Origin of the sequence: Pseudomonas sp. NyZ480 (assembly GCF_029537255.1) — a bacterium.
Classification (GTDB): domain Bacteria; phylum Pseudomonadota; class Gammaproteobacteria; order Pseudomonadales; family Pseudomonadaceae; genus Aquipseudomonas; species Aquipseudomonas taiwanensis.
The window spans coordinates 498,282-524,465 of the sequence record NZ_CP120626.1 but is presented as its reverse complement, the minus strand read 5'-3'; the positions used below and the strand labels follow the sequence as shown (position 1 = coordinate 524,465).

24 protein-coding genes are annotated in these 26,184 nt (G+C 62.5%); 8 read left to right on the top strand and 16 right to left on the bottom strand.

What is annotated here, in order from left to right:
* Positions 1 to 64: 64 nt before the first annotated feature.
* The 3 genes from dbpA to yccS all read left to right on the top strand — a co-directional run bounded on the left by dbpA (position 65) and on the right by yccS (position 5,023).
* The gene (dbpA, locus tag P3R38_RS02320; protein WP_238346403.1) at positions 65 to 1,402 is read left to right on the top strand and encodes an ATP-dependent RNA helicase DbpA; all 1,338 of its coding nucleotides are present in this window, start codon (positions 65 to 67) and stop codon (positions 1,400 to 1,402) included.
* 121 nt (positions 1,403 to 1,523) lie between these two features.
* Positions 1,524 to 2,705 (top strand): NAD(P)/FAD-dependent oxidoreductase, encoded by a 1,182-nt coding sequence (locus P3R38_RS02315; RefSeq protein WP_023378398.1) that lies wholly within the window; start codon positions 1,524 to 1,526, stop codon positions 2,703 to 2,705.
* Between the two features lie 134 nt (positions 2,706 to 2,839).
* Positions 2,840 to 5,023, top strand: a complete 2,184-nt coding sequence (gene yccS, locus P3R38_RS02310) for a YccS family putative transporter (protein ID WP_104883024.1) — start codon at positions 2,840 to 2,842, stop codon at positions 5,021 to 5,023.
* Positions 5,024 to 5,070: 47 nt separating this feature from the next.
* On the opposite strand, the gene P3R38_RS02305 is transcribed toward yccS, so the two are convergent.
* From P3R38_RS02305 to tkt, 13 genes are all read right to left on the bottom strand, one after another.
* Positions 5,071 to 5,808: a transporter substrate-binding domain-containing protein gene (locus P3R38_RS02305; protein ID WP_104883025.1), complete on the bottom strand. Its 738-nt coding sequence runs from the start codon at positions 5,806 to 5,808 to the stop codon at positions 5,071 to 5,073.
* 187 nt (positions 5,809 to 5,995) lie between these two features.
* Positions 5,996 to 6,943: an ornithine cyclodeaminase family protein gene (locus P3R38_RS02300; protein WP_023378393.1), complete on the bottom strand. Its 948-nt coding sequence runs from the start codon at positions 6,941 to 6,943 to the stop codon at positions 5,996 to 5,998.
* A complete protein-coding gene (locus P3R38_RS02295) occupies positions 6,940 to 7,917 on the bottom strand; it encodes a threonine/serine dehydratase (protein ID WP_104882252.1) in 978 nt (325 codons plus the stop codon). The genes P3R38_RS02300 and P3R38_RS02295 overlap by 4 nt, the downstream gene beginning before the upstream one ends.
* A 114-nt stretch (positions 7,918 to 8,031) precedes the next feature.
* Complete coding sequence (locus P3R38_RS02290) at positions 8,032 to 8,667, bottom strand: PAS domain-containing protein (protein WP_027907947.1); 636 nt, start codon at positions 8,665 to 8,667, stop codon at positions 8,032 to 8,034.
* Positions 8,668 to 8,741: 74 nt separating this feature from the next.
* Positions 8,742 to 9,038 (bottom strand): winged helix-turn-helix domain-containing protein, encoded by a 297-nt coding sequence (locus P3R38_RS02285; RefSeq protein WP_023378388.1) that lies wholly within the window; start codon positions 9,036 to 9,038, stop codon positions 8,742 to 8,744.
* A 12-nt stretch (positions 9,039 to 9,050) separates the two neighbouring features.
* Positions 9,051 to 9,551: a M48 family metallopeptidase gene (locus P3R38_RS02280; protein ID WP_023378386.1), complete on the bottom strand. Its 501-nt coding sequence runs from the start codon at positions 9,549 to 9,551 to the stop codon at positions 9,051 to 9,053.
* Positions 9,552 to 9,590: 39 nt separating this feature from the next.
* Positions 9,591 to 11,711, bottom strand: a complete 2,121-nt coding sequence (locus tag P3R38_RS02275) for an EAL domain-containing protein (protein ID WP_023378384.1) — start codon at positions 11,709 to 11,711, stop codon at positions 9,591 to 9,593.
* Between the two features lie 239 nt (positions 11,712 to 11,950).
* Complete coding sequence (gene fba / locus P3R38_RS02270; protein ID WP_023378382.1) at positions 11,951 to 13,015, bottom strand: class II fructose-bisphosphate aldolase; 1,065 nt, start codon at positions 13,013 to 13,015, stop codon at positions 11,951 to 11,953.
* Positions 13,016 to 13,115: 100 nt separating this feature from the next.
* Entirely contained in the window at positions 13,116 to 13,445 is a 330-nt protein-coding gene (locus tag P3R38_RS02265) for an MliC family protein (RefSeq protein WP_023378381.1), read from the bottom strand.
* A gap of 99 nt (positions 13,446 to 13,544) precedes the next feature.
* Complete coding sequence (locus tag P3R38_RS02260) at positions 13,545 to 13,763, bottom strand: hypothetical protein (RefSeq protein ID WP_023378379.1); 219 nt, start codon at positions 13,761 to 13,763, stop codon at positions 13,545 to 13,547.
* A gap of 32 nt (positions 13,764 to 13,795) precedes the next feature.
* Positions 13,796 to 14,959 carry a phosphoglycerate kinase gene (locus P3R38_RS02255; protein ID WP_023378377.1) on the bottom strand — a complete coding sequence of 388 codons (1,164 nt, stop codon included), beginning with the start codon at positions 14,957 to 14,959 and terminating at the stop codon, positions 13,796 to 13,798.
* A gap of 12 nt (positions 14,960 to 14,971) precedes the next feature.
* The gene (epd, locus tag P3R38_RS02250; protein ID WP_023378376.1) at positions 14,972 to 16,033 is read right to left on the bottom strand and encodes an erythrose-4-phosphate dehydrogenase; all 1,062 of its coding nucleotides are present in this window, start codon (positions 16,031 to 16,033) and stop codon (positions 14,972 to 14,974) included.
* Positions 16,034 to 16,184: 151 nt separating this feature from the next.
* A complete protein-coding gene (gene tkt / locus P3R38_RS02245) occupies positions 16,185 to 18,182 on the bottom strand; it encodes a transketolase (RefSeq protein WP_023378375.1) in 1,998 nt (665 codons plus the stop codon).
* Positions 18,183 to 18,466: 284 nt separating this feature from the next.
* Here tkt and P3R38_RS02240 point away from each other — a divergent pair, with 284 nt between their 5' ends.
* The 4 genes from P3R38_RS02240 to P3R38_RS02225 all read left to right on the top strand — a co-directional run bounded on the left by P3R38_RS02240 (position 18,467) and on the right by P3R38_RS02225 (position 23,037).
* Positions 18,467 to 19,462: a metalloregulator ArsR/SmtB family transcription factor gene (locus P3R38_RS02240; protein ID WP_023378374.1), complete on the top strand. Its 996-nt coding sequence runs from the start codon at positions 18,467 to 18,469 to the stop codon at positions 19,460 to 19,462.
* A gap of 19 nt (positions 19,463 to 19,481) precedes the next feature.
* On the top strand, positions 19,482 to 20,672 hold the full coding sequence (gene metK, locus P3R38_RS02235) for a methionine adenosyltransferase (protein ID WP_023378373.1): 1,191 nt from the start codon (positions 19,482 to 19,484) through the stop codon (positions 20,670 to 20,672).
* A 144-nt stretch (positions 20,673 to 20,816) separates the two neighbouring features.
* Positions 20,817 to 22,526, top strand: a complete 1,710-nt coding sequence (gene ligB, locus P3R38_RS02230; protein ID WP_277686789.1) for an NAD-dependent DNA ligase LigB — start codon at positions 20,817 to 20,819, stop codon at positions 22,524 to 22,526.
* Positions 22,527 to 22,644: 118 nt separating this feature from the next.
* Positions 22,645 to 23,037 carry a DUF1090 domain-containing protein gene (locus P3R38_RS02225; RefSeq protein ID WP_023378371.1) on the top strand — a complete coding sequence of 131 codons (393 nt, stop codon included), beginning with the start codon at positions 22,645 to 22,647 and terminating at the stop codon, positions 23,035 to 23,037.
* A gap of 44 nt (positions 23,038 to 23,081) precedes the next feature.
* Here the strand turns inward: P3R38_RS02225 and P3R38_RS02220 are convergent, their stop codons facing one another.
* Positions 23,082 to 23,528 carry a cytochrome c gene (locus tag P3R38_RS02220; RefSeq protein WP_023378370.1) on the bottom strand — a complete coding sequence of 149 codons (447 nt, stop codon included), beginning with the start codon at positions 23,526 to 23,528 and terminating at the stop codon, positions 23,082 to 23,084.
* 114 nt (positions 23,529 to 23,642) lie between these two features.
* Between P3R38_RS02220 and P3R38_RS02215 the strand changes: the two genes are divergently transcribed.
* Positions 23,643 to 24,794 (top strand): MltA domain-containing protein, encoded by a 1,152-nt coding sequence (locus P3R38_RS02215; protein WP_023378369.1) that lies wholly within the window; start codon positions 23,643 to 23,645, stop codon positions 24,792 to 24,794.
* A gap of 49 nt (positions 24,795 to 24,843) precedes the next feature.
* Here P3R38_RS02215 and P3R38_RS02210 read toward each other — a convergent pair whose 3' ends face one another.
* Positions 24,844 to 25,227 carry an MAPEG family protein gene (locus P3R38_RS02210; RefSeq protein ID WP_023378368.1) on the bottom strand — a complete coding sequence of 128 codons (384 nt, stop codon included), beginning with the start codon at positions 25,225 to 25,227 and terminating at the stop codon, positions 24,844 to 24,846.
* Between the two features lie 28 nt (positions 25,228 to 25,255).
* Positions 25,256 to 26,089, bottom strand: coding sequence for a DMT family transporter (locus P3R38_RS02205; protein WP_277686788.1), 834 nt, complete (start codon positions 26,087 to 26,089; stop codon positions 25,256 to 25,258).
* Positions 26,090 to 26,184: the final 95 nt, after the last annotated feature.

Sequence of the window (26,184 nt, the reverse complement as noted above, 5' to 3'; positions counted from 1 at the left end):
ACCGCAGGCCCGCCTCGTGACCACCGAAACCACCGCCTTTGCCACTTTGCCGTTGTCCGCTGCCATGCTGGCCAATCTGGACGCCCTCGGCTACGCCTCGATGACGCCGATCCAGGCCCAGAGCCTGCCGGTCATTCTCAAGGGCCAGGACCTGATCGCCCAGGCCAAGACCGGCAGCGGCAAGACTGCCGCCTTCGGCATTGGCCTGCTCAACCCGATCAACCCGCGCTACTTCGGCTGCCAGGCCCTGGTGCTATGCCCGACCCGCGAGCTCGCCGACCAGGTGGCCAAGGAGTTGCGTCGTCTGGCCCGTGCCGAGGACAACATCAAGATCCTCACCCTGTGTGGCGGTGTTTCGCTCGGCCCGCAGATCGCTTCGCTGGAGCATGGTGCGCACATCATCGTCGGCACGCCAGGCCGGGTGCAGCAGCACCTGGACAAGGGCACCCTGGTGCTCGACGGCCTTAACACCCTGGTGCTGGACGAAGCCGACCGCATGCTCGACATGGGCTTCTTCGACGCCATCGCCAGCATCATCGGCAAGACCCCGTCGCGCCGTCAGACCCTGCTGTTCTCCGCCACCTACCCGGCAGGCATCGAGCAGTTGGCTGCCGATTTCATGCGCAAGCCACAGCAAGTGAAGGTCGAGAGCCTGCACGCCGACAACCAGATCGAGCAGCGCTTCATCGAGATCGACCCACAGCAGCGCCTGGAGGCGGTCACCCGTGTACTGGGCCACTATCGCCCGCAGTCCTGCGTGGCGTTCTGCTTCACCAAGCAACAATGCGAAGACGTGGTCGCCCACCTCACCGCCAAAGGCATCGTCGCCCAGGCGTTGCATGGTGACCTGGAGCAACGTGATCGCGATCAGGTGCTAACCATGTTCGCCAACCGCAGCAGCTCGGTACTGGTGGCGACCGACGTGGCCGCCCGAGGCCTGGATATCGACGGCCTGGACATGGTCATCAACGTTGAACTGGCCCGCGACGCGGAAATCCACGTGCACCGTGTCGGCCGGACTGGCCGTGCTGGCGAGAAAGGCATCGCCATCAGCCTGGTGGCCCCGGCTGAAGGTCACCGCGCCCAGGCCATCGAGACCCTGCAGAAGAGCCCGCTGCGCTGGGACCAGTTGGACAGCCTGAAGCACAAGGGCGGCGAGCCGTTGCTTCCGCCAATGACCACGCTGTGCATCGCGGCTGGCCGCAAGGACAAGCTGCGCCCGGGCGATATCCTGGGTGCGCTGACGGGTGACGCCGGAATTCCGGGTAAGCAGGTGGGCAAGATCGCCATCTTCGACTTCCAGGCGTTCGTGGCGGTGGAGCGTCCTCTGGCCAAGCAGGCCATGCAGCGGCTCAATAGCGGCAAGATCAAGGGACGCTCACTGAAGGTTCGCATCCTCTAAAGCCAAACGCCTATCCTGTGGGAGCGGGTTGACCCGCGAATGCGCCAGCGAATGCACCCCCGTATTCGCGGGTCAACCCGCTGCCATAGGGTTCCGTGTTTCATACCGACAGGTTTACACCGTGCATTCCACCGATGTGATCATCCTCGGCGCCGGCGCCGCCGGCCTGATGTGCGCCCAGCTCAGTGCCCGCCGAGGCCGCCGTGTGTTGCTGCTCGACCACGCCAACAAGCCAGGCAAGAAAATCCTCATGTCCGGCGGCGGGCGCTGCAACTTCACCAACATGTACACCGAGCCGTCCAACTTCCTGTCGCAGAACCCGCACTTCTGCAAGTCGGCCCTGGCCCGCTACACCCAGTGGGACTTCATCGAACTGGTGGCCAAGCATGGCGTGCCCTACCACGAGAAGAAGCTCGGCCAGCTGTTCTGCGACAACAAGTCCAGCGACATCCTCAACATGCTGCTGGCCGAGTGCGATGAAGCGGGTGCCGAACTGCGCATGGAAACGCGCATCGAGCACATCGAAAAGACCGAGCAGGGTTACCTGCTGCAGACTAGCGCCGGCCCGTTCGCCTGCCAGTCGCTGGTGATCGCCACGGGCGGGCTGTCGATCCCGACACTGGGCGCCACCGGCTTTGGTTACCAGGTGGCCCGCCAGTTCGGCCATACCCTGCTGCCGACCCGCGCCGGCTTGGTGCCGTTCACCATCACCGAGCCCCAACTCAAGGCATTGTGCAGCGAGCTTTCGGGCACCTCGCTGGACTGCACCGCCAGCTGCAACGGCACCCGTTTCCGCGAGAACCTGCTGTTCACTCACCGCGGCCTGAGCGGGCCGGCAATTCTGCAGATTTCGTCGTTCTGGGAAGCCGGCGACACGGTCGAGATCAACCTGCTGCCGGATCGCGACGCGCTGGAATGGTTGCAGCAACAGCAGACCGAGCGCGCCAACGCCGAACTGAAGACCGTGCTTGGTGAAGTTTTCACCCGCAAGCTGGCCAACCTGTTGGCCGAGCAGTGGTTCGAGTCCAAGCCCATGAAGCAGTACACCCCGGCGGAGCTTGGCCAGATCGCCGACAAGTTGTCGGCCTGGCAACTGGTGCCCGCCGGCACCGAGGGTTATCGCACCGCCGAGGTAACCCTGGGCGGCGTGGACACCCGAGAGGTGTCGTCCAAGACCATGGAGTCGCTCAAGAGCCCAGGTCTTTACTTCATCGGAGAAGTGCTGGACGTGACCGGGCACCTGGGCGGCTTCAATTTCCAATGGGCTTGGGCATCTGCTAACGCCGCGGCGCAGTTCGTGTAGAGTAGAATCCATTCAGCAGCACGGAACGCTTCTTGCTGGTCTGTGCGCGGAGTGCCGGTTTTCCGGGGCTGATGTGAACGGCCCCGATTGCCCGGCCTCGAAAGGTATTCATTCGATCACTGCCCAAGGCCATCATGTCATCGAGCTCGTTCCGCCATTCATTGCGTCGTTTGTGGGGCCAAGACAAGTTCAGCTACAGCATTCGGGTAACGATCGCCCTGACCGGCAGCATGGCCCTGTGCTGGTATCAAGACGAGATGGCACTGCTGATCCCGCTGTTCCTCGGTATCATCGCCAGCGCCCTGGCCGAAACCGATGACAGTTGGCAGGGCCGTCTCAGCGCACTGGCGGTTACCCTGGCGTGCTTCGCCATCGCCGCCCTGTCGGTCGAGTTGCTGTTCCCCTATCCCTGGATCTTCGCCGCAGCCCTGGCCCTGGCAGCCTTCAGCCTGACCATGCTCGGCGCCTTGGGCGAGCGCTACGGCGCGATCGCCTCGGCAACGTTGATTCTTTCGGTCTACACCATGATTGGCGTGGACCAGCGCGGCGGCCAGGTAACCGATTTCTGGCACGAACCACTGCTGCTGGTGGCAGGCGCCGCCTGGTATGGTCTGCTGTCGGTTTTGTGGCAGGCACTGTTTTCCAACCAGCCGGTGCAACAGAGTCTGGCCAAGTTATTCCGTGAACTGGGGCACTACCTTAAGCTCAAGGCCAATCTGTTCGAGCCCATCCGCAACCTCGACGTGGAGGCCCGGCGACTGGAACTGGCCCAGCAGAACGGCAAGGTCGTAGCGGCCTTGAACGCAGCCAAGGAAATCATTCTGCACCGGGTAGGCAACAGCCAGCCGAACTCCAAGCTCAGCCGCTACCTGAAGCTGTACTTCCTGGCACAAGACATTCACGAGCGGGTCAGCGCCTCGCACTACCCCTACAATGCCCTGGCCGAGGCGTTCTTCCACAGTGACGTCATGTTCCGCTGCCAGCGCCTGCTGCGCCAGCAGGGTTCGGCGTGCCAGGAGCTGTCGCGCTCGATCCGCCTGCGCCAGCCCTTCGTCCTGGACACTGGCTTTGCCGAAGCACTGGAAGACCTCAACGCCTCACTGGAGCACTTGCGCATCCAGAGCAACCCGGCCTGGCGTGGGCTGCTGCGCTCATTGCGTGCGCTGGCGGCCAACCTTGCCACCCTTGACCGGCTTCTAGGGGCGGCAAGCAACCCGGACAGCCTTGCCGACGCCAGCGACAGCAGCCTGCTCGACCGTTCGCCACGCAACCTCAAGGACGTATGGAACCGCCTGCGGACGCAGCTTACGCCCACCTCGTTGCTGTTCCGCCATGCCCTGCGCCTGCCGTTGGCACTGTCGGTCGGCTACGGCATGGTGCACCTGATTCACCCGACCCAGGGCTACTGGATCATCCTTACCACGCTGTTCGTCTGCCAGCCCAACTACGGCGCCACGCGGCGCAAACTGGTGCAGCGGGTCATCGGCACAGCCATCGGCCTCACGGTGGGTTGGGCGTTGTTCGACCTGTTCCCCAGCCCGATCATCCAGTCAATGTTCGCCGTGGTCGCCGGCGTGGTGTTCTTCGTCAACCGCACGACCCGCTACACTTTGGCCACCGCTGCGATCACCCTGATGGTGCTGTTCTGCTTCAACCAGATCGGCGACGGTTACGGGCTGTTCCTGCCGCGTCTGTTCGATACCCTGGTGGGTAGCCTGATCGCCATTCTCGCGGTATTCCTGTTCCTTCCTGACTGGCAGGGCCGTAACCTGAACAAGGCGCTGGCCAACACCCTGTCCTGCGCCAGCGCGTACCTGCGCCAGATCATGCAGCAGTATGCCCATGGCAAGCGCGATGACCTGGCCTATCGCCTGGCGCGGCGCAATGCTCACAACGCCGATGCGGCGCTGTCCACTACCCTGGCCAACATGCTGATGGAGCCTGGGCACTTTCGCAAAGAGGCCGATGTCGGTTTCCGTTTCCTGGTGCTGTCGCATACCTTGCTCAGCTACCTCTCCGGGCTGGGTGCCCACCGCGATACGACGCTGCCGACCGAAGTCCAGGAGCAGTTGATCGAAGGTGCCGGCCAGAGCCTGGCCAGCAGCCTAGACGAAATCGCCAACGGACTGGCGGCGCGACTGCCGGTGCCGATCCATAGCGATACCGAAGAGGCCTTGGCCAACACGCTGGAGCAGATGCCGGAAGAGCTGGATGAACAACAGCGGTTGGTACAGACCCAATTGGCATTGATCTGCCGGCAATTGGGGCCGCTGCGAACGCTGGCGGCGCATCTGATCAAGGAGGGTGCACCGGGCTGATTGACCTGTACACCCTATCGCCGGCACGCCGGTTTCAGAGGGTGGGATCAGAAGCCGTACTGGTGCATGAGGCGGGCATAGCTGCCATCGGCTTTCATCGCTGCGATGGCGCGCTCGAAACGATCGACGATCTGCAGATGGTCGGGCCGTTTTAGGCTGACCAGAATGTGCAGGCTGTTCTCCCCCAGTGGTGGCTCGACCAACTCGACTTCATCGCGCACTTTCGAAGATTCACGCTGCAGGTTGTAGCGGGCAACGTACTCATCCTCCACCGCCAGCTGAACCCGTCCTGCGGCCAGCATGCGCAAGGCAGTGGAAAAGTTTCGTACAGTCACCTTGTTCAGACGGCTGTCGCCATCGAATTGCGGCGAATAGGCATAATCGCGTACCACGGCAATGCTGTAGGGATACAGATCCGACTGACGCTGGTAGCGCACGTTGCTTCCCTTACGCTGGAGCAGACGAATGCGGTTGGTCAGGTAGGCTTTGGAAAAGTGGCCAATCTGCGTCCGTGAGTCGGTGTACCACGCGTCGATCAGGACGTCATAGCGCCCCTCCCCGACCCCCATCAGTGCCCGCGCCCAAGGCACCTCTTCCACTTCGCTGTCATAGCCTGCGCGGGCGAGCGCCGTGGTGACGATGCGGGTGGCTAATCCCCCCCCTGGCATGCCACTGTCGGTGAACGGAGGCCAGTTGTCGGCTACCAGCCGCAACTTCTCCTGGCCCACGGCAGGCATGGCCAGCAACACTCCCAGTAACCCCAGAACGCACAGCAGTGGCCGCATGCTCAAGTCCTTTTGTAGTAGAGGGCTCACGCTATTGAAGGCGGTCTTCGCAACTACAGGACTTGCAGGTTACACATCGGGAGAGGTAAGCGATAGCGGGCAATGATGTCAAATAGCCTCTATTTTGGTCTGCGATATGCCGCCATGACTGGGCGTAATGTTCAGGCCTCATTGCGAGGCCTGATTCTCAGCCACGCAGCGACTCGAAGGCACAGCGCGCGATCTGCGCATCCTGAACCGCGACACCGGTCAGGTCCGCCACGGTCAATTGCCCCTCATCTTCGCGAGCGATGGCGTCACCGGCGAGCACAGTCCCGATTTCCACTAGCCTGGCCGGGCTCATCAAGCCAGCCTGCAAGGCGTGGGACACCTCGCCATATTGACTGCACTGGCGGATCGAGTCGACCACGATGCGGTCGGCACTGGCTACCAGCCTTGGGTCGAGTTCTTGCTTGCCGGACGTGTCGGCGCCCAACGCAGTGATGTGCGTACCGGGCCGTATCCATTCACGTTGCAGCAAGGCCTCACGAGACGGGGTGGTGCAGACGATCAGGTTGGCCGCTTCGGCGACCGCCTTGGGCTCACGTTCCACCCGCACGTCGAACCCCAGTGCCTGGGCGTAATCCCGGTAGGCAGCCAGCCCCGCATCGCTGCGCCCCCACACACTCACCTCGCGGCACGTGGTAACGGGCATGAGTTGCGCCAGTTGCATTCGCGCCTGGGTTCCAGTCCCAAGAATCCCGATCGCCTCGACCTTCGCGGGTGCCATCCGCCGCGCGACGATCCGCCCGGCCAATGCTGTACGCATGCCGGTCAGCCAACCTTGGTCCGCCAGCAACGCCAGCGGCTGACCGGTTCGGGCACAGAGCACCAGCATCAAGCCGTCATTGCTCTCCAATCCTCGTGCAGGGTTGTCGTAGAAGCCGGTGGACACTTTGACGGTAAAGGTCTCGCTGCCTTCCACGTAGGCCGACTTGATGCAACAGTCACCATTGGACTGGGCAAAAACGAAGGTCTGGACCGGGGGTGCCTGGACCTTTCCCTGGGAATAGGCGATGAAACCCTCTTCGAGCCAACGCTCGGCCACGCCCAGGTCAAGATGTTGTTCGATGCGGTGCCTGTCGAAGACGTTCATGCGATCGCCTCCAGGTATTGCTCCAGTTGGATGTTGCGCCCGCACAGCACCACCGCGACATTCTTGCCTTGATAGTCTTTGGCCAATTGCTTCATGCCCGCCAGAGCGACCGCTGCCGCGCCTTCGATGATCCAGCGTTCATGGGAGGCGACATCGCGCATTGCGTCCTTGATTTCACGCTCGCTGACCAGCACGGTCCTGTCCAGCAGCCGCTGGCATAGGCCGAAAGTGATGCTGTCGGGTTCGACTCCGCCTGCGGTGCCGTCCGAGAGCGTGTCGGTTTCTTCGACCTCGATGATCCGTCCCGCTACCAGCGAGCGCTGCAGCGTCGGCGCATTGACCGGCCAGCAACCGATCACCTCCACCGACGGCTTGAGTTTATGCAGCGCGGCAGCGATGCCGGAAATCATCCCCCCGCCACCGACGGCAACGAACACTGCATCCAGGTCGAAATGCTGCTCCAGCAATTCCATGCCGATGGTGCCCTGCCCGGCGATGACCTCCAGATCGTTGTACGGCGAGACGAACGGCTTGCCTTGCTGCCTTGCCCGGCGTCCTGCCTCGAGCTCGACCTCAAGCGGGTCGCAATCCAGCAATTGGACATTGGCACCCAGCGCGCGCATGGCGTCGATCTTCACCGGCGATGCCTCGCTGCTGGCGTAGACCGTGACGGGCACCCCCAGCAACTGGCCAGCCAGCGCCAGGCCTTGGCCATGGTTGCCCGAGGACGCGGCGATTACCCCGAGGTGACGCTGCTGAGCATCCAACAGCCGCAGCTTGTTACTGGCCCCCCTGAATTTGAACGACCCCGTGCACTGCAAGTGCTCGCACTTCAGAAGAACGTTACAGCCGGTCAGCGCGGACAACCCAGCACTGGGGAGCAACGGGGTGACGGGTACCTGCGGGCGTAGCGCCTGATGAGCCTGGAAGATCGACAGAAACAGCGCGTCGAGCTCGGCATCGTTGATTTCCATGGACGGGTTCTCCGGGGTGAAAGGCGGCCACAGTGCCGCCACGAATAGAATATTCGTCCACCGTAGAATATTTATCTACAAACAGCAAGCATCGCCTGTCGCTGGAGACTGCCTTCACGCTTCCCGCATGAGCTTCACATATTTGTAGACCGTCGCCCGCCCCATGCCCAGGACATTGGCCACGTAGTCATAGGCACTCTTGCCACGAAAAGCCCCTTGTCCATGCAGGGCCTGCACCAGCTCACGCTTGTGGTCACGGTCGAGGCTGCCGAGGCTCAACCCCTTGTCCGCGAGCCAGGCGTGCAGGAAGGTATTGATCCGCTCCTGCCAATCGTCGCGGAACAGTGCTTCTGGCTGTGGCAGCAAGCGGCTGGCCTGGAAGAACAGGTCCAGCGCCTGCTTGGCCTGCTCGAGCACCGAGATGTTGAAATTGATGCACAGCAGCGCTTCCGGCTGACCGGACTCATCGACCATCACGCTGCTGATGGAGCGGATCTTCTGGCCATTCCAATTGAGCTTTTCGTAGGGCCCCAGGGGCGCCGAGGGGTCCAGTTCGGCGGGCAGGTCATCCAGCGCCGAATCATCCCCCAGCTGGCGCTTGGAGATGTTGTTGGCGATATGCACCACGGTCTGGCTGCGCAAGTCGTGAACCACGACTTCGGCATGGGGGAACAGCAGGGTAGCAACGCCATCGGCCATGGCGGCGTAATTACTGAAACGAGGGGATAGAGCCTGCCGATTAGCGGACATCTGCAAATTCCTGGCGTATGGATGCGATCTGGAGGACGGCCTTGCGCTGTTCAAGGGGGCTCGCGCCACAGCGGTCAAGGGTACCCCAAGACTTCACGGATCTGCCGCAGGTGCTGGATGATCCACTGCTTGTCGATGGCCCCCCAGTCATGGATGCGGTAATGCCCGGCATGGTTGCGCGCACCTTCCTGTTGCTCGAACTCGCAGACGATATCCAGGTCGGCCAGCGCGGCAATGGTGTCTTGCGCCGTGCGCCGTGGCATACCGGTGGCCTCCATCAGCGCCGGTACGCTGGTGGCTGTCTGACTATCGATCAGCCAGGCCACATACAGACGACGATAGAAACTGCTCTTGGTCTTGCTCACATCCATGCCGCTTGGTCCTTAACAATTGCCCTGCAGCTCCCGATAGGTCAGGTAGACGCGCAGGTCGAATTCCAGTTGGTGATAGTCCGGTTCCATGTGCTGACAGAGCTGGTAGAACGCCTTGTTGTGCTCCCGCTCCCGCAGATGGGCCAGCTCATGCACCACGATCATGCGCAGGAACTGTGGCGCGGCCTCCTTGAACAGCGAGGCAATGCGGATTTCCTTCTTTGCCTTGAGCTTGCCGCCCTGGATCCTCGACACCGCCGTGTTCAGCCCCAACGCACGGTGGGTGAGGTCCAGACGATTATCGAACAACACCTTGTCCAGGCTCGGTGCACTGCGCAGGTACTGCTGACGCAAATCCTGGGCATAACCGTACAACGCCTTGTCGCTCTGAATGTCGTGACGTTCAGGGTAACGGCGTTGCAGGTAATCGCCCAGGCGGTTGCTGTCGATCATCTGGCGCACCTGCGCCTGCAGGTGCGGCGGGTAGGCTTGCAAGTAGCGTAATGCGGTCATGGCACAGGGTATGGCGGAACGAAGGGCGAGTTTAGCCAATCATAGCCTCGGCCAGGGGAAAATTGTCGGGAAGCGCCCGGCATCCGCTGCCGTCATCGGGTGGGCGACGATGAAACCCTGCACGTACGCACAACCGTTGGCTTTGAGCCAAGCTGCCTGGGCCGGGGTTTCAACGCCTTCGGCGATGACCGTGATGGCGTAGTCCGCGCACAAGGCGATCACGCTGCGCACCAGGGCTGCATCAACCGCGGAGTCCGGCAGTCGTGCAACCAGATGACGGTCGATCTTCAAGGTATCTATTGGCAGGTCGCGCAGCATGCGCAGCGAACAATCGCCTGCGCCAAAGTCGTCCAGGGCTACCCGAACACCCAGCTCACGCAAACGATTGACCTGCTTGACCGCCTCGTCGATGTTGTACATCAGCGAAGTCTCCGCGACCTCGACCTCCAACTGCGACGGGCTCAGCCCTTGTTCGTTGATTACCCGCTGCAGTTCGTCCACCAGGCTGGGCATGGAAAACTGTGCGCGACTGAGGCTGATACCCAGTACCACGTCCGGCGCGAAGTGTTCACGCCAGGCCCGGCGCTGGGACACGCCCTGACGATAGATCCAACTGGCCAGGCGGTTGATCAACCGGGCCTCTTCCAGCAATGGAATGAACAGCCCCGGCGGCACATCGCCGACACTAGGGTGCTGCCAGCGCAACAATGCCTCGAAACCACGCAGGTGACCGTCGGCGAAACTGACCTGGGGCTGATACACCAGGGTGAAGGCGCGTTCCTCGATGGCAGCGCGGACACCGTCTTCGAGCATCAGCCTCGAACGTGCTCGGCCGTTGAGCTCCTGATCATAGAAGCGGTATTGCTGACGTCCGGCTCGCTTGGCTGCATACATCGCCACATCGGCGGCCCGCAGCAGGCCTTCGACGCTGGCACCGCAGTCCGGGTACGTGGCGATCCCGATGCTGACCCCCAGGTTCAGGTCCAGATCATCTATATGCTGGCAGCTGGACATCCGCTCGAGCAGTCGCTCGGCAAAACGCCCGGCCTGTTCCGGATACGGTAGCCCGTCGAACAGCGCGGTGAATTCATCGCCCCCCATGCGTGCCAGCAGGGCTTCATTACCCAAGCAGTCCTTGAGCTGCTCGCCGACCCAACGCAGCACACGATCACCGGCGTCGTGACCCAGGGAGTCATTGATGCGCTTGAACCCGTCCAGATCCATGTACATGAGCGCCTGGCACTTGTCCGAGTGTTCGTTACGCATCAGCACCGCGTCGGCCGCCTGATAGAAGCCGCGACGATTGAGCAGGCCCGTGAGGGGGTCGGTCACGGCTTGATATTCGAGCTGCTGATGCAGGTTGCGCACCACCGACATGTCCAGCACCGTCACTACCATGGCCTGCTGCTCGGCGGGCAGTGGCGCGCACGACAGCGCCACCGGTACCAACTGACCGGTCTGGGTACGCAGCTGGGCGTCATGCACACGAAAAATCCGCCGTGCCAGGTAGGCCTGGTAGAACTCTGAATCGACCCACAGGCTGACATTGGGCAGTTGCACCAAGTCCAGTACGGACACGCCCTGCAATTGCTCGACCGGCGCCTGCAACAGCCGCGAGATAGCCGGGTTGGCGAAACTGATGATGCCTGTAGCATCCACCACTAGAATGCCCTCGGCGGCATTCTCCAGAATCGAGGCATTGAACGCCCTGGCAGCCTCCAGCTCCCGGGTCAGGCGCTGGAGCATGCGCCGGTTACTCTGCTGGTCGAGCAAAGCCTGGACCTTGGGCTTGAGTATCTGCGGGTCGAACGGCTTGAACATGTAGTCCACGGCGCCGCTGGCGTACCCCTTGAGCACGGCTTCGTCGGACTGCTCGTTGGCCGTCAGGAAAATGATCGGCGTCAGCCGCGTGCGCTGACTGCCGCGCATCAGGCGGGCGACTTCGAAGCCGTCCATTTCCGGCATCTGAACGTCCAGCAGCACCAAATCGACATCGTGCTCGAGCAACGCGCTAAGGGCTTCCATCCCCGAGCTCGCCGTCAACACCTGCCAATCCTTGCGGGCCAAGAGCGCCCGCATGCTGATGAGGTTTTCCGGGTAGTCGTCTACAACCAGTAAAACCGAGTTGCCATCCGGCAATTGAGTATGAGCGCCATCCATGCTGCTTCTCTTGTAAGACTGCCTTCGAATCCAATTGGATCCGATTATGAACTCTAGCCTTGATGACCAAACGCGCAATGCAAGGAATGGCTAAGCGCCATCAACTAGGACGGTAGCCGACTAACGGTCAACCCGCCACCAGCAAAAAGTCGAGCAAGGCCTGGGAAGCCGGTCAAGCCTTGCACAAACAAAAAGCCCGCATATCGAATGCGGGCTTTTCGGGTTACGCAGCAGCCGGATCAGTTGACCTTGGCGGCCAGCTCACCCTTGGCATAACGTTGGAACATGCCTTCCAGGGAGATCGGTTTGATCTTCGAGGCATTGCCCGCAGTGCCGAAGGCTTCGTAACGGGCGATGCACACGTCACGCATGGCCTTCACGGTTTCGGCGAAGAACTTGCGTGGGTCGAACTCGCTCGGGTGCTGAGCCATGTAGCGACGGATGGCACCCGTGGAAGCCAGGCGCAGGTCGGTGTCGATGTTGACCTTGCGTACACCGTACTTGATGCCTTCGACGATTTCTTCGACCGGCACGCCGTAGGTTTCCTTGATGTCACCGCCGTACTCGTTGATCACTTTCAGCCACTCCTGAGGTACCGAGGAGGAGCCGTGCATCACCAGGTGGGTGTTCGGGATGCGCTTGTGGATTTCCTTGATGCGGTCGATGGCCAGGATGTCGCCGGTTGGCGGCTTGGTGAACTTGTAAGCACCGTGGCTGGTACCGATGGCGATGGCCAGGGCATCGACCTGGGTCTTCTTGACGAAGTCAGCGGCTTCTTCTGGGTCGGTCAGCATCTGGCTGTGGTCCAGGATGCCTTCGGCGCCCACACCGTCCTCTTCACCGGCCTGGCCGGTTTCCAGGCTGCCCAGGCAACCCAGCTCGCCTTCTACCGATACACCGCAGGCGTGGGCGAATGCCACGGTCTGCTGGGTGACGCGAACGTTGTACTCGTAGTCGGACGGAGTCTTGCCGTCTTCCTTGAGCGAACCGTCCATCATGACCGAACTGAAGCCCAGCTGGATGGAGCGCTGGCAGACGTCAGGGCTGGTGCCGTGGTCCTGGTGCATGCACACCGGAATGTGCGGGAATTCTTCGATGGCCGCCAGGATCAGGTGGCGCAGGAAAGGGGCACCGGCATATTTGCGGGCGCCGGCCGAGGCCTGGACGATCACCGGGGAGTCGGTCTTGTCGGCCGCTTCCATGATGGCGCGCATCTGCTCGAGGTTGTTGACGTTGAAAGCCGGAACGCCGTAACCGAACTCGGCGGCGTGGTCCAGCATCTGGCGCATGCTAATGAGTGCCATTGTGTATCTCTCTCCCGACAAGCGTCGTTTGTTTCGTGCAAGCCTGCCGCAGGGGCGGTTGCTGTTCAAGTAGTGTGGGCCGCCAGCGCGGCCCGGCCAGTCACGGTGCCTTGCAGCCCCGCCCAATCAGATCGTTCGTCGCCACCCAGTACACCAGGCCTTCTTCGCCCTTGGTGTGGAAGGCCAGCACGCCATCGCTGTACAGCGCGCCGGAAGCACCCGGTTCGGACTTGAGCCGGTAGACCTGGTCACCGCCGCCAAGGCGTACGTCGACTTCATCCCGTTTCGCATCAGCGAAACGCCACAGGACTTCGGTCTGGGTGTCGCAGACCCAACGGGTCCAGTTGTCCGTCGGCGCGGGCTGCGCCGGTTGCAGCAGTGAGCATCCTGCCAGTGTCGCCAGGGCCATCGAGGCCAGCAGCGCTTTCATCAAATTACTCCGCTTGAAGCTGCATTGCAGCCCATCGCCGGCAAGCCGGCTCCTCATCACGCAGACCACGAAATACCCGTCAGGTTGCCTGCCACCCGATCAAGGGCAGCCGGGCGCTTTGCGCTGATGCTCGTCGTCGTACTTTTCCAGGCCGGTCGGCCCCAGGCGCTTGTTGATCACCGGCACGGTCTCGGCCTGCCATTCAGACTGGTAGCAACCGCCTTTGGGCGGTTGCGGGCCTTCGGCATCCGAGGACGGGCTGCTGGAGCATGCGCCCAGCAGTCCGGCAAGGATCATCACAGGCAATTGCTTGACCATCCGGTCGCTCCCTTTGCCAGGCGCCTTCTCTATCAGGCCTTGGCCCGTTCTTCCAGGATTGCCACGGCAGGCAGGACCTTGCCCTCGACGAATTCGAGGAACGCACCGCCACCGGTAGAAATGTAGGAGATATCGGCGCCAACGCCATATTTGTCGATGGCCGCCAGGGTGTCACCGCCACCTGCGATGGAGAAGGCGGCGCTGTCGGCGATGGCCTTGGCCAGTACCTTGGTGCCGTTACCGAACTGGTCGAACTCGAACACGCCAACCGGGCCGTTCCACAGGATGGTCTTGGACGACTTCAGTAGCTCGGCGAAGTTGGCAGCGGTCTGTGGGCCGATATCCAGGATCATGTCGTCGGCAGCCACGTCGGCGATGGCCTTGACGGTGGCTTCAGCGCTCTCGGCGAACGCCTTGGCAACCACCACGTCCACGGGCAGCGGAACGCTGACCTTGGCGGCGATGGCCTTGGCGGTATCGACCAGGTCCGGCTCGTAAAGCGACTTGCCAACCGGGTGACCTGCGGCAGCGAGGAAGGTGTTGGCGATGCCACCACCGACGATCAGTTGGTCGCAGACCGCGCTGAGGCTGTTCAGCACGTCCAGCTTGGTGGACACCTTGGAGCCGGCAACGATGGCCGCCATCGGTTTGGCCGGGGCCTTCAGGGCCTTGCCCAGGGCATCCAGCTCGGCAGCCAGCAGCGGGCCGGCAGCGGCGACCTTGGCGAACTTGGCGACACCGTGGGTCGAGCCTTCGGCGCGGTGGGCCGTCCCGAAGGCGTCCATGACAAACACATCGCACAGGGCGGCGTACTTCTGCGCCAGCTCGTCGGCGTTTTTCTTCTCGCCCTTGTTGAAGCGTACGTTCTCGAACAGCACCAGATCACCCGCCTTGACCTCGACGCCGTCCAGGTAGTCGGCCACCAGCGGCACTTCGCGGCCCAGCGCCTTGCTCAGGTAGTCGGCAACTGGCTTGAGGCTGTTCTCGGCAGAGAACTCACCCTCGGTCGGGCGGCCCAGGTGCGAGCAAACCATTACCGCCGCGCCCTTTTCCAGGGCCAGCTTGATGGTCGGCAGCGCTGCCAGGATACGCGCGTCGCTGGCTACCACACCGTCCTTCACAGGGACGTTGAGGTCTTCGCGGATCAAAACGCGCTTACCTTGCAGGTCGAGGTCGGTCATCTTCAACACGGTCATGAATGCAGTCCTTCAGGGCTGTTTGGTGCGGGTTGGGTGTACGACGTGCAGAAAATGTTCGGCTACGTCGAGCATACGGTTGGCGAACCCCCATTCGTTGTCGAACCATGCCAGCAGGTTGACCAGGCGTGGGCCTGAAACACGGGTCTGGCTGGCATCGACGATGGCCGAATGCGGGTCATGGTTAAAGTCACAGCTGGCATGCGGCAGCTCGGTATAGGCCAGCAAGCCTTTCAGCGGGCCATCCAGCGCCGCCTCTCGCAGCACCCGGTTGACCTCGGCCGCGCTGGTGTCGCGGGCGGTCTGCAGGGTGATGTCCAGGCACGACACGTTCACGGTCGGCACGCGTACCGCTTTGGCCTGAATTCGTCCGGCAAGTTCCGGAAGCAGGCGTTCGATACCACGAGCAAGACCGGTGGACACCGGTATCACCGACTGGAAGGCAGAGCGCGTGCGGCGCAGGTCTTCGTGGTGATAGGCGTCGATCACTGGCTGGTCGTTCATCGCCGAGTGAATGGTGGTGATCTGCACGTACTCGATGCCGAAAGCCTGGTCCAGCACCCGCAGCAGCGGCACGCCGCAGTTGGTGGTGCAGGAGGCGTTGGACACCAGGCGTTCATTGCCGCTCAGGCAGTCTTGGTTGATGCCATAGACCACCGTGGCATCCACGTCCGCCTCGCTGGCCATCGGTTGAGAGAACAATACCCGTGGCGCGCCGGCATCCAGGAAACGCTGGCCATCGGCACGGGTGTGGTAGGCGCCGGAGCACTCCAGCACCAGGTCGATGCCCAGTGCCGCCCAGTCGACGCCTTCCGGCGTGGCGCTGCGCACTACCTTCACGCAGTCGCCATTGATATGCAGACAGTCGCCATCGACCTTCACCTCGCCGGGGAAGCGCCCGTGGGTGGAGTCGAAACGAGTCAGGTATTCGACGCTGGCCTGGTCGGCCAGGTCATTGAGCGCAACGATCTCGAAACCGGCCGTTGCCCCACGTTCGAACAGTGCGCGCAGGACACAGCGGCCGATGCGGCCGTAACCGTTGAGTGCAACTTTGTAGGGACGCAGGTGGGACATTCGTTGGCTCGCTAACGCATGATGGCGGTTGGGGCCGCGTTGCGGCCCATCGCGACGCAAGGCCGCTCCCACAGGGACCGCACGTGCAGTAACCTTGTGGGAGCGGCCTTGTGTCGCGAAACGAGGGCTAAGCCCTCGCCTTACGCCTGTATCAGTCTTCCAGCAGCTCTTCGGCGGTACCCAGGATGTTGTCCAGGGTGAAGCCGAACTCTTCGAACAGCGCGCTGGCCGGAGCCGACTCGCCGTAGGTGGTCATGCCGATGATACGACCTTCCAGGCCGACGTACTTGTACCAGAAGTCAGCATGGGCGGCTTCGATGGCGATACGCGCACCGACTTCGACCGGCAGCACGGACTGCTTGTAAGCCGCGTCCTGGGCATCGAACACGCTGGTGCACGGCATCGAGACGACGCGAACCTTGCGGCCTTGCTCGGTGAGCTTGGCGTGTGCCTGGGTGGCCAGGCCGACTTCCGAACCGGTAGCGATCAGGATCAGTTCAGGCTCGCCGGCGCAGTCCTTCAGCACGTAGCCGCCACGGGCGATGTTGGCGATCTGGTCGGCGTCGCGGTCCTGATGCTGCAGGTTCTGACGCGAGAAGATCAGCGCCGATGGGCCATCCTTGCGCTCCAGGGCAGCTTTCCAGGACACGGCGGATTCGACCGCGTCGGCCGGGCGCCAGGTGTCGAGGTTCGGGGTGCTGCGCAGGCTGGTCAGTTGTTCGATCGGCTGGTGGGTCGGGCCGTCTTCGCCCAGACCGATGGAGTCGTGGGTATAGACGTGGATGACGCGCTGCTTCATCAGTGCCGACATGCGCACGGCGTTGCGGGCGTATTCCATGAACATCAGGAAGGTCGCGCCGTAAGGTACCAGGCCGCCGTGCAGGGCAACGCCGTTCATGATGGCGGTCATGCCGAATTCGCGCACACCGTAGAACACGTAGTTGCCGCTGGCATCGTTGGCTTCGACGCCCTTGCAACCTTTCCACAGGGTCAGGTTGGAGCCGGCCAGGTCGGCCGAACCGCCCAGGAACTCCGGCAGCAGCGGGCCGAATGCGTTCAGGGCATTCTGGCTGGCTTTACGGCTGGCGATGGTTTCGCCCTTGGCAGCCACTTCGTTGATGTAGGCCTGGGCTTTCTCGGAGAAGTCAGCCGGCAGCTCACCGCTCTCGCGGCGCTTGAACTCGGCCGCCAGTTCCGGGTAGGCCTTGGCGTAGGCGTCGAAACGCTGGTTCCAGTCGGCTTCTGCCTTGGCGCCAGCGGCCTTGGCATCCCACTCGGCATAGATGTCGGCAGGGATTTCGAAGGGGCCGTGGTTCCAATTCAGTTCCTTGCGGGCCAGGGCGATCTCATCGTTGCCCAGCGGGGCACCGTGGCAATCCTCTTTACCCTGCTTGTTCGGCGAGCCGAAGCCGATGATGGTCTTGCAGCAGATCAGGGTCGGACGGTCGCTCTTGCGAGCGGTCTCGATGGCCGTCTTGATTTCGTCGGCGTCATGGCCGTCGACGTTGCGGATCACCTGCCAGTTGTACGCTTCGAAACGTGCCGGGGTATTGTCGGTGAACCAGCCGTGCACTTCGCCGTCGATGGAAATGCCGTTGTCGTCATAGAAGGCGATCAGCTTGTTCAGGCCCAGGGTGCCGGCCAGCGAGGCGACTTCATGGGAAATACCTTCCATCATGCAGCCATCGCCCAGGAACACGTAGGTGTGGTGGTCTACGATGTTGTGGCCTTCACGGTTGAACTGGGCTGCCAGGACCTTTTCGGCCAGGGCGAAGCCCACGGCGTTGGCGATACCTTGGCCGAGTGGGCCAGTGGTGGTCTCGACGCCTGGGGTGTAGCCATATTCGGGGTGGCCCGGGGTGCGGCTGTGCAACTGGCGGAAGCCTTTGAGGTCATCGATGGTGACGTCGTAGCCGGTCAGGTGCAGCAGCGAGTAGATCAGCATCGAGCCGTGGCCGTTGGACAGCACGAAGCGGTCGCGGTCGGCGAATTTCGGGTTGCTCGGGTTGTGCTTCAGGTAATCGCGCCAAAGCACTTCGGCGATATCCGCCATGCCCATGGGGGCACCTGGGTGGCCGCTGTTGGCCTTTTGCACGGCATCCATGCTGAGGGCACGAATGGCGTTGGCACGCTCACGACGGCTGGGCATCGCTAATCTCCTGGGGCTTGAATAGGTAGTGAAACGAAAAAAGGCGGCCATTTTCGCCCACAGGCGGGCTCGGGGGCAATGACGGATGGTCGCAGTCGGGCATTTTTCCTGTGATTGGCCTCCAATTCGGGGGAAACACAGGGAGCGGCGGTGGATTGATCACGGGTAAACCCGCTTGCGCAGGCTCACGTGGTGCTGGGTGCGTGCTCCGCTCATCACCCAATATCAAAACTTTTTGATATTGCTATTGCGGGGGTAGCCCTGCCTGTCTAGACTGCCGCGTCATGAACCTACGTGCGCAGCCCATTTCCATTCAGCGAAGCGACACCCTGGCCGCCCTGTGCAAGGCCAGTGGCGACGCGCTGCGCCTGAATGTCCTGCGCGCACTGGCCAGCGACTCGTTCGGGGTGCTGGAGCTGGCACAGATTTTCGACATCGGCCAGTCGGGCATGAGCCATCACCTGAAAGTGCTGGCCCAGGCTGAACTGGTGGCCACCCGTCGCGAAGGCAATGCCATTTTCTACCGCCGCGCCTTGCCCGACGGCCTTCGCCCAGGCGGCCGGCTGCATGCGGCGCTGCTCGAAGAAGTCGACGACCTGGCCCTGCCAGAAGACGTGCTGGCCCGAATCGCGCAGGTGCAACAACGCCGCGCCGCCACCAGCCAGGACTTCTTCCTGCGGGTGGAAGAAAAATTCCGCGCCCAGCAAGACCTGATCGCGGGGCTGCCCCAGTACCGCGAAAGCCTGTTGGCACTGCTGGACAATCTCAGTTTCACGCCCACGGCCACGGCCCTGGAAGTCGGCCCAGGGGACGGCGGTTTCCTGCCAGACCTGGCCCAGCGCTTCACTCAGGTCACCGCCATGGACAACAGCCCGACCATGCTCGAGCTGGCCCGCCAGGTCTGCGAACGCCAAGGCCTGGGTAATGTAAATCTGCAGTTGGCCGATGCACTGGGTGCAACGGATGTGGAAGCCGACTGCGTTGTGCTGAACATGGTCCTGCACCATTTCAGCGACCCGGCCCAGGCCTTGTGCCAGTTGGCCAAACGGGTGAAGGCCGGCGGCAGCCTGCTGGTCACCGAGCTGTGCAGCCATGACCAGAGTTGGGCGCGGGAAGCCTGCGGCGACCTCTGGCTAGGTTTCGAGCAGGACGACCTGGCCCGCTGGGCCCATGCTGCCGGGCTGACACCCGGGGACAGCCTCTATGTAGGCTTGCGTAACGGTTTCCAGATTCAGGTCCGACATTTCCAGCGGACGGCTGGCGACACTCACCATCGGTAAATTTTAGGAACCCGTCGAGATGAGCGAATATTCCCTTTTCACCTCCGAGTCCGTGTCCGAAGGGCATCCGGACAAGATCGCCGACCAGATTTCCGACGCGGTCCTGGACGCCATCATCGCCCAGGACAAGTACGCTCGCGTAGCCTGTGAAACCCTGGTCAAGACCGGTGTCGCCATCATCGCCGGCGAAGTCACCACGTCTGCCTGGGTGGACCTGGAAGACCTGGTGCGCAAAGTCATCATCGACATCGGCTACAACAGCTCCGACGTCGGCTTCGACGGCGCCACCTGCGCCGTGATGAACATCATCGGCAAGCAGTCGGTGGACATCGCCCAAGGCGTTGACCGCTCCAAGCCTGAAGACCAGGGCGCTGGCGACCAGGGCCTGATGTTCGGCTATGCCAGCAACGAAACCGAAGTACTGATGCCGGCACCGATCTGCTTCTCGCACCGTCTGGTCGAGCGCCAGGCTGAAGCGCGCAAGTCCGGCCTGCTGCCATGGCTCCGCCCGGACGCCAAGTCGCAGGTCACCTGCCGCTACGAGAACGGCAAGGTAGTCGGCATCGACGCCGTGGTGCTGTCGACCCAACACAACCCTGAGGTTTCGCAGAAAGACCTGCAGGAAGCGGTGATGGAGCTGATCGTCAAGCACACCCTGCCGGCCGAGCTGCTGCACAAAGGCACCCAGTACCACATCAACCCGACCGGTAACTTCATCATCGGTGGCCCGGTGGGCGACTGCGGCCTGACCGGTCGCAAGATCATCGTCGACTCCTACGGCGGCATGGCCCGTCACGGTGGTGGCGCGTTCTCCGGCAAGGACCCGTCCAAGGTCGACCGCTCCGCCGCCTATGCTGGCCGCTACGTGGCCAAGAACATCGTTGCCGCCGGCCTGGCCGAGCGCTGCGAGATCCAGGTGTCCTATGCCATCGGCGTAGCCCAGCCAACCTCCATCTCGATCAACACCTTCGGTACCGGCAAGGTCTCCGACGACAAGATCATCCAGCTGGTGCGCGAGTGCTTCGACCTGCGTCCATACGCGATCACCAAGATGCTCGACCTGCTGCACCCGATGTACCAGGAAACCGCCGCCTACGGTCACTTCGGCCGTACCCCGCAGCAGAAGACTGTCGGCGACGACACCTTCACCACCTTCACCTGGGAGCGTACCGACCGCGCCCAGTCGCTGCGTGACGCTGCCGGGCTGTAATTTTCCTACAGCGGTGAAATGAAAGCCCCTGCCGAGTGATCGGCAGGGGCTTTTTCATGACATATGCACTGACAACTGTTCACCGCAGCGGACCCCGTACTTGCCTAGGCTGAGGGCTCCACCCGCCATGCAAGGATGCTGGCCATGCCACTCAAACGCTTGCTGCTCTCGCTGTTGCTGTTCCAAGCCTGCGGGGCCTTCGCCGCGCCATGCCATGACTGGCCACTCTCACAAGCCAAGGCCGAAATCGCCCAGCTACGCGCCACCCTGGCCGGCTGGGATGACCATTACCATCGCCTGGGCAAGGCCGAAGTCGCTGACGACATCTACGACCAGAGCCGCCTGCGCCTGAAACACCTGGAAACCTGCTTCGGTCTCGCCGGTCACGCAAATCCCCTGGCAAGTGCACGAGGGCCGATCCCGCACCCGGTCCCCCACACCGGCGTCGACAAGTTGAGCGACAACACCGAGGCCGAACGCTGGCTGACTGGGAAGACGGACGTTTGGGTGCAACCCAAGGTCGACGGGGTCGCCGTCTCGCTGGTCTACCGGCAAGGTCGACTGGTCCGTCTGCTGAGCCGGGGCGATGGCATCCACGGCCATGACTGGAGCCGCCACATCCCTCATCTGGGGTCGATCACCCGGAAGCTACCCCAAACCATCGACCTGGTGCTGCAGGGAGAGCTGTACCACCGCCTCGAAGAGCACGTTCAGGCCAAGGCCGGTGGCATGAATGCCCGAGGGACCGTCGCAGGGCTGCTGGCGCGTCAGCAGCTTTCACCCGAACAAGGCGCCAGCATCGGATTGTTCGTGTGGGACTGGCCTCATGGGCCGTCCACCCAGGTCGAACGCATGGCGCAGTTGGCTGCGCTGGGGTTTCCGGACAGCCAACGCTTCAGCAAGGCTATCGTTCAAGCGAGCGATGCCGCCCACTGGAGGCAACACTGGTACCGCACCCCTCTGCCCTTCGCTACCGACGGCATCATTCTGCGCCAGGACAACCGACCGCCCGCCGAGCGCTGGCAAGCCAAGGCGCCATACTGGATCGCCGCATGGAAGTACCCCTACTCGCAAGCGCTGGCCTCGGTTCGCGAAGTACGCTTTCGTGTCGGGCGCACGGGCAAGGTCACTCCTGTGCTGCAACTGCAGCCCATACGCCTGGATGACCGGATGATCAGCCAGGTAAGTCTGGGCTCACTGGCTCGCTGGCAGGCACTCGACGTACGCCCGGGAGACCAGGTAGCGATCAGCCTGGCAGGACTGACCATTCCACGCTTCGAGCAGGTGGTGCACCGCGCCCTGGCGCGGCAACCCGTGGCATCCCCCACGCCCGATCGGTATCACACCAGAAGCTGCTGGCAAGCAAGCCACGATTGCGAAGAGCAATTCATCGCCAGGCTCACCTGGCTCAGTGGCAAGCATGGGCTGGCCATGCCTGGTGTAGGCCCCGGCACCTGGCGCCGCCTGGTCCAGGGCGGCAAGGTACGCACTTTGACGGATTGGCTGACGCTGGATTCGGAGCAATTGACCGAAGTTCCGGGCATCAGCCATGCCAGCGCCCGCCAGCTCAAGCACAGCTTCGAAGCTGGCCGATCACGCTCCTTTGCCCATTGGCTGCGCGGCCTCGGCATACCCGCACCGGGCAACCTGGCACTTGATGGCGATTGGGAAACGCTGGCGGGTAGGTCCGCCAGGGACTGGCAAGCCTTGCCAGGCATCGGTGACACCCGATCGAAGCAGCTCGCCGCCTTTTTCGTGGACGATGAACTGCAAACCATAGCCGCTCGACTGAGCGCGGCGGGTATTCGCGGTTTCATGATCGGTGACGGGTCCGCTCAACAAAGAACCCCCTAAAAACATGTAGGAAAAATCTTTGTCTGGGCTAGAAAAACCAACAAGGGTTTATAAATCCGCAAAACCAAGGCAGGATTTCCCCCAACTTTTGCTGCCCCGCCCCGTCAAGGAGGCCCTCATGAAACGCGTTCACACCCTCGTCCTGCTGGCAACACTTGGCCTTGCGGCCACCGCCGTACAGGCCGCTCAACCGGACGAAGGCCTGACCGGCTGCGCCGCCAAGCGCAGCGCCATCGAGAATCAGCTGAAAATTGCCCGCGATCACGGTAACGATGCTCAGGTCGCGGGCCTGGAGGAAGCCCTGCGCGGGGTTGAGAACTGCAATGATGCCAGCCTGCGCAAAGAGCGCGAACAGAAGGTGCTCGATGCGCGCCATGAAGTGGCGCAACGCGAGAAGGACCTGAAGAAGGCCGAAGCCAAAGGCGACGCGGAAAAAATAAACAAGCGCAAGGACAAGCTTGCCGAGTCCCGCAAGGAACTGCAGGAAGCCGTGGACCAACTGGACCGCTGACCCGCCCATCGCCTCCCCTGAACCTTCGGGAGAGGCGCCCTCCCTCAATGGTTACGAAATTCCGTATGACAGGCTTTGCAAGCCGCTTCGACCCTGTCCATCGGCGCTTTCAGACTTGCCGCATCCAGCGGTTGCTTACGGGTAACATCGACCAACTCGCCCGTCACCCCTTCCAACTGCATCGCCAGGTCGTGAAAGCGCGCCTGTCGTTCCCAGACTTCAGGCCGGGCACTGCTGTCACCTTCATCCTTGACCTGGGGAAAATGCTGCCACGGCGCATGAGCCAGGCCATCGAGCTTCACCGCCCCGTCGGCGAACTTCACACCATCGAACGGCAAACGTCCGCGCAACATGCCGCCCATATCCTCACTGGTCTTGAGCATCTGCTTGAAGATCGCCTTGCGCTGCCCCAAAGGTGAGTTAGGATCGACACGGTCGCAGCCCACCAGGGCCAGGCTGATCAGCAGCAGGGCTGTGAAACATTTGAACATCACGGTCACATTGGCAGAAGGAAAGGGCCGACAGTATCCTCGCCTGCTCGACAAAGACCAATACCCTTACGAAAAACAAGGGAAGCTCCAAGGCCTCCCCTCAAGGATTCAGCCATGAAATCTGCTCTGCGCCACCTCGCCTGGGCGCTGCCTGCCCTGGCCCTGCTGGCCGGCTGCAACGGCGGTGAGAACGCCAAACCCGAACCCCACGCCATTGCCACCTACGCCCCCGCCACCTGGAACGACTTACCCAGCGTCAGCGACAGTGACCTGCGGGCCGGTTTCCAGGCTTGGCGCAACGGCTGCGAAAAGCTCAAGCGCGACCCTGTCTGGGCTGCAACCTGCGAAGCAGCGGCCAAAGTGCCTGACAACGCGATGCAGATCCGCGCCTTCCTGCAACAGCAGTTGCAAGTACTGGGGCTGCGCTCGGCCGAGAACAACGCCACCGGCCTGATCACTGGCTACTACGAGCCGGTCTACCCCGGCAGCCTGGAGCGCACCGACGCAGCACGGGTCGCGGTGTACGGCGTTCCCGAGGACATGATCGTGGTCGACCTGGCCAGCGTTTATCCGGAGCTCAAGGGCAAGCGCCTGCGCGGGCGGCTCGACGGTCGCGTGCTCAAGCCCTATGACACGGCCGAAGTGATCAACCGCGATGGCGTGAAAGCGCCAGTGCTGGCTTGGCTGACCGACCCGATGGACTTGCAGTTCCTGCAGATCCAGGGTTCGGGCCGTATCCAGCTGGAAGATGGCCGACAGGTGCGCCTGGGTTACGCCGACCAGAATGGCCACCCCTATCGCCCCATTGGGCGCTGGCTGGTCGAACAAGGCCAATTGAAGAAAGAAGATGTCACCATGGGCAGCATCCACGCCTGGGCACAAGCGAACCCACAACGAGTGCCAGAGCTGCTGGCCAGCAACCCCAGCTATGTCTTCTTCAGCACCCGCCCAGACAGCAACGAAGGGCCGCGTGGTTCGCTCAACGTGCCGCTGACCGCTGGCTACAGCGTGGCGATCGACCGCAAGGTGATCCCGCTGGGCAGCTTGCTGTGGTTGTCTACCACTCGCCCTGATGGCTCCCCCGTGGTACGCCCGGTGGGCGCTCAGGACACCGGTGGCGCGATCACCGGCGAGGTGCGCGCGGACCTGTTCTGGGGCACTGGGCCCGAAGCGGGTGAACTGGCCGGTAACATGAAGCAGCAGGGACAGATCTGGATGCTCTGGCCCAAGGACAAGCCGCTGCCTGAGGTGCCTAAAGTGCCTTGAGGTTGCGCAGGCTCATCGCCGCCAAGCCGGCGATGAGCGCCACTTCAACTCAGATCGATACCACGAAGAACGAAACGATCAGGCCCAACCCGGCAAACCACACCAGCGAACGCAGGGCAGCCCAGTCTGCCAGGTAGCAGATGATGTACAGCAGCCGGCTGGTGATGTAGAGCACCGCCAGCACATCCTGGGTCACCTGCTCCGCATTGCCGACGATATCGGCCACCAGCACCGCCGCCGCAAACGCTGGGAATGCCTCGTACCCGTTCTGCTGCGCAGCATGGGCACGACGTGGCAAACCCGACAATGTGTCGAGGAAGCCGCGCGGGTCGTGATTATCCTTCAGACCGAAACGACCACTCGTCTTGGCGATCAAGGCACAAAGCGGTGGCAGCACGAGCGCGATCAGGATGCACCACAGGGCAACGGTCATGTTCAGGACTCCTTGTTCGAGTTCGGGGTTAGAGCTTCATCACCAGCATGCCAGCCAGGACCAGCCCGCAAGCTAGGAGTCTCGGGCCGCCAAAAGGTTCTTTGAGATAGCGCATGCCAAGCAGCACCACCAGAATCACGCTCAGTTCGCGCAGCGCGGCAGCTTCGGCCACCGACCCCAGGTGCATGGCCCACAACACCAATGCATAGCTGAACAGCACGCACAAACCCACCGCCAACCCCAGCCGCCACTGGGTTTGCCAAAACAGCGCAAACTGCGGCCGCCGGGCCACACACGCCAGGACCGGGAAGGGCCAGGCGCTCAGCAACGTCAGCCAGACCAGGTAGTCCAAGGGCTTGCCCCAGAGCCTTACGGCCTGCCCGTCGAACCAGGTGTAACAACCGATACACAAGCCGATCAGTGCAACCACTGGCAGCATCGACCACGGCAGCCGCTCACCGCCGCCGCCCTGCCAGAGCAGACACGCCATGCCGCAGGGGATCAGCAAGATACCGATGATCTGCTGCTGGCTCAGTGACTCGCCCGCGAATGCCAGCGTTAGCCCCAGCACCACCAGCGGCGACAAGCCACGCATCAGAGGATAGACCAGCCCCAGGTCGCCAACCCGGTAGGCCTTGATCAGCAGGACACGGTACAACTGCTCGGCCAGGGCCGACGCCAGCAGCCATGGCCAGATTTCAGCCGGAGGAAACGCGACGAAGGCTACCGCCAACACCGCAAAGACCAATGCCACCGCATCCATGCTGGCAATGACCAGCAGTCGCTCGCCACTGAATTTGATCAGGGTGTTCCAGGTCGCATGCAGCAGGGCGGCGACCAGCACCAGGGATGTTGCCAACACGCCTTGTATCCTTGTGACGTTTCAAGCCTGTGAATATATAGCGATTGAGGCGCCCTGTGCGCCGCATCGCTGGCAGACCGGCTGCTATGGAATCT

Bases quoted from the DNA above. Each gene is read 5' to 3' on its own strand.
- dbpA (WP_238346403.1), top strand. From the start codon at position 65: ATGCTGGCCAATCTGGACGCCCTCGGCTACGCCTCGATGACGCCGATC.
- yccS (WP_104883024.1), top strand. From the start codon at position 2,840: ATGTCATCGAGCTCGTTCCGCCATTCATTGCGTCGTTTGTGGGGCCAA.
- P3R38_RS02305 (WP_104883025.1), bottom strand. From the start codon at position 5,808: ATGCGGCCACTGCTGTGCGTTCTGGGGTTACTGGGAGTGTTGCTGGCC.
- P3R38_RS02300 (WP_023378393.1), bottom strand. From the start codon at position 6,943: ATGAACGTCTTCGACAGGCACCGCATCGAACAACATCTTGACCTGGGC.
- P3R38_RS02295 (WP_104882252.1), bottom strand. From the start codon at position 7,917: ATGGAAATCAACGATGCCGAGCTCGACGCGCTGTTTCTGTCGATCTTC.
- P3R38_RS02290 (WP_027907947.1), bottom strand. From the start codon at position 8,667: ATGTCCGCTAATCGGCAGGCTCTATCCCCTCGTTTCAGTAATTACGCC.
- P3R38_RS02285 (WP_023378388.1), bottom strand. From the start codon at position 9,038: ATGGATGTGAGCAAGACCAAGAGCAGTTTCTATCGTCGTCTGTATGTG.
- P3R38_RS02280 (WP_023378386.1), bottom strand. From the start codon at position 9,551: ATGACCGCATTACGCTACTTGCAAGCCTACCCGCCGCACCTGCAGGCG.
- P3R38_RS02275 (WP_023378384.1), bottom strand. From the start codon at position 11,711: ATGGATGGCGCTCATACTCAATTGCCGGATGGCAACTCGGTTTTACTG.
- fba (WP_023378382.1), bottom strand. From the start codon at position 13,015: ATGGCACTCATTAGCATGCGCCAGATGCTGGACCACGCCGCCGAGTTC.
- P3R38_RS02265 (WP_023378381.1), bottom strand. From the start codon at position 13,445: ATGAAAGCGCTGCTGGCCTCGATGGCCCTGGCGACACTGGCAGGATGC.
- P3R38_RS02260 (WP_023378379.1), bottom strand. From the start codon at position 13,763: ATGGTCAAGCAATTGCCTGTGATGATCCTTGCCGGACTGCTGGGCGCA.
- P3R38_RS02255 (WP_023378377.1), bottom strand. From the start codon at position 14,959: ATGACCGTGTTGAAGATGACCGACCTCGACCTGCAAGGTAAGCGCGTT.
- epd (WP_023378376.1), bottom strand. From the start codon at position 16,033: ATGTCCCACCTGCGTCCCTACAAAGTTGCACTCAACGGTTACGGCCGC.
- tkt (WP_023378375.1), bottom strand. From the start codon at position 18,182: ATGCCCAGCCGTCGTGAGCGTGCCAACGCCATTCGTGCCCTCAGCATG.
- P3R38_RS02240 (WP_023378374.1), top strand. From the start codon at position 18,467: ATGAACCTACGTGCGCAGCCCATTTCCATTCAGCGAAGCGACACCCTG.
- metK (WP_023378373.1), top strand. From the start codon at position 19,482: ATGAGCGAATATTCCCTTTTCACCTCCGAGTCCGTGTCCGAAGGGCAT.
- ligB (WP_277686789.1), top strand. From the start codon at position 20,817: ATGCCACTCAAACGCTTGCTGCTCTCGCTGTTGCTGTTCCAAGCCTGC.
- P3R38_RS02225 (WP_023378371.1), top strand. From the start codon at position 22,645: ATGAAACGCGTTCACACCCTCGTCCTGCTGGCAACACTTGGCCTTGCG.
- P3R38_RS02220 (WP_023378370.1), bottom strand. From the start codon at position 23,528: ATGTTCAAATGTTTCACAGCCCTGCTGCTGATCAGCCTGGCCCTGGTG.
- P3R38_RS02215 (WP_023378369.1), top strand. From the start codon at position 23,643: ATGAAATCTGCTCTGCGCCACCTCGCCTGGGCGCTGCCTGCCCTGGCC.
- P3R38_RS02210 (WP_023378368.1), bottom strand. From the start codon at position 25,227: ATGACCGTTGCCCTGTGGTGCATCCTGATCGCGCTCGTGCTGCCACCG.